The organism is Alsobacter ponti (assembly GCF_024294805.1).
In the GTDB taxonomy this organism is placed as follows: Bacteria; Pseudomonadota; Alphaproteobacteria; order Rhizobiales; family Beijerinckiaceae; genus Alsobacter; species Alsobacter ponti.
In genome coordinates, this window is sequence record NZ_JANCLU010000046.1 from 1 (window position 1) to 1,592 (window position 1,592).

The 1,592-nt window shown below is 80.5% G+C and carries 1 pseudogene; it reads left to right on the forward strand.

The window, feature by feature from the left end:
- A pseudogene (locus NK718_RS21800) lies at positions 1–1,592 on the forward strand (hypothetical protein); the annotation flags it as partial.

The following is a 1,592-nucleotide window of genomic DNA, read 5'->3' on the forward strand; positions in this document are numbered from 1 at the left end:
TATGGCCGCATCGCGGCCTCGGCGCTGATCCTCGGGCTCGCGGGGCTCGGCGTCGCCTACGCCACGCTGAGCCCGGGTGGAGCGCCGGAGCCGAACGCGCCGACACGCGTCGCCTCCGCTCCGACCGCGACCCCGCGCGCCACCCCACCGCAGGCCGCGCCGTCGCCGGCCGCGCCAACGCGGGCCGCGCCGTCCGCCGGAGGCGACCGCGCGTTCAAGCCGGACCTGACCCGGCTCGCGCCGACGGCGCGCGACCTCGCCGCCGCCGAGGCCAGCCTCGCCCGGCCGTCGGCCGCCACTCCGGCCGCGCCGACGCCCAACGAAGCCCGCTCCGCCGGGGCGACCTCCGCGCCGGCGGCCCGGCCCGAGCCGTCTGTCGCTCAGGCTCCGGCTCAGACTCAAGCTCAGGCCCCCGCCGCAACGACCGCACCCCGCGAGGCCGCTCCGGTCGTCGCCACGCGCGCCCCCGAGGCCGCACCGGTCGTCGCGTCGCGCGCGCCCGAGGCCGCGCCCTCCGTCTCCACCCCGGCGTCCGACGCCGCCCGCTCCGACGCTGTGAGTGCCCCGGCCACCGCGACCGTCGCGACGGCGTCGCCGCCTGCGCCCGAAACGTCCGCGCCCGCGCCGGGACTGTCGCCGGCTCCCGACCGTCAGAGCGCGGTCGCTGCCGCCGCCGACGCTCCGGCCGCCGACCATGCGCCTGCGTCGCCGGGCGTCGGGCCCACCCCGGCGAGTTCCTTCGCCGTCTCTGCCGCGCCGCCGCCGTCGGAGGCCGTCGCCGCCGCGCGCGAGCGCCGGCGGGACGAAGAGATCATCGCCTCGCTGCCCAGCAAGGACGAGCCCTTGGCCGCCGCCGAGGGCGCCGACCTGCTGGCCGTTCCCGACGCGGCGGTCGCGGCAGCCGAGGCCTCGCCCGGACCGGCCGCCAACGATGTGACGCAGCCGCCCGCGCAGGTCGCGCTGGCCGCCGAGCCGGCGCCTTCTGATTCCCAGCCGCCGGCGGCCGAGCCGCCGCGCGCCGCCGTCGAGCCTCAGGCCGCTCCGGCGTCGACTCCGATTCAGGAAGCCCGCGCCGACGACGCCGTGCCGCAGGCCGCGCCGGCGTCGACGCAGCAAGCGCGGGCGGACGAGGCAAGGGCGGACGAGGCACGAGCGAACGAGACGCAGGCGAACGAGGCCCGGGGCGAGGGCGTGCTGGCGTCGCTCGCCGCCGATGCGCCGCCGGTCGACGCCCTTCCGCCGCTCGCGGTCGCCGCCTTGCCCGCTCCGCCGCCGGTGGCGCGGGTCGAGGACGCGCCGGCGAGCCCGGCCGACGACAAACGCGGCGAAACCGTGCTGGCCGCGCTCGCCGCCGACGCGCCCCCGGTCGACGCGCTTCCCCCGCTCGCCGTCGAGCGCTCGCCCAGGCCCCCGGCCACGCCGGCGGCCGCGCCGACGCGGATCGCCGAGGCCGCTCCGCCGACGCGAAGCACCGCCGCCGCGCCTGAGCGAACGATCGACGCCCAACGCGTGGACCGGATCCTGGCCGAGCTCTCGGACCTGACGCCGCGCCTCGGCGCGCTCGCCGGCCTCGACCCCGCCCCCGCGCCGAC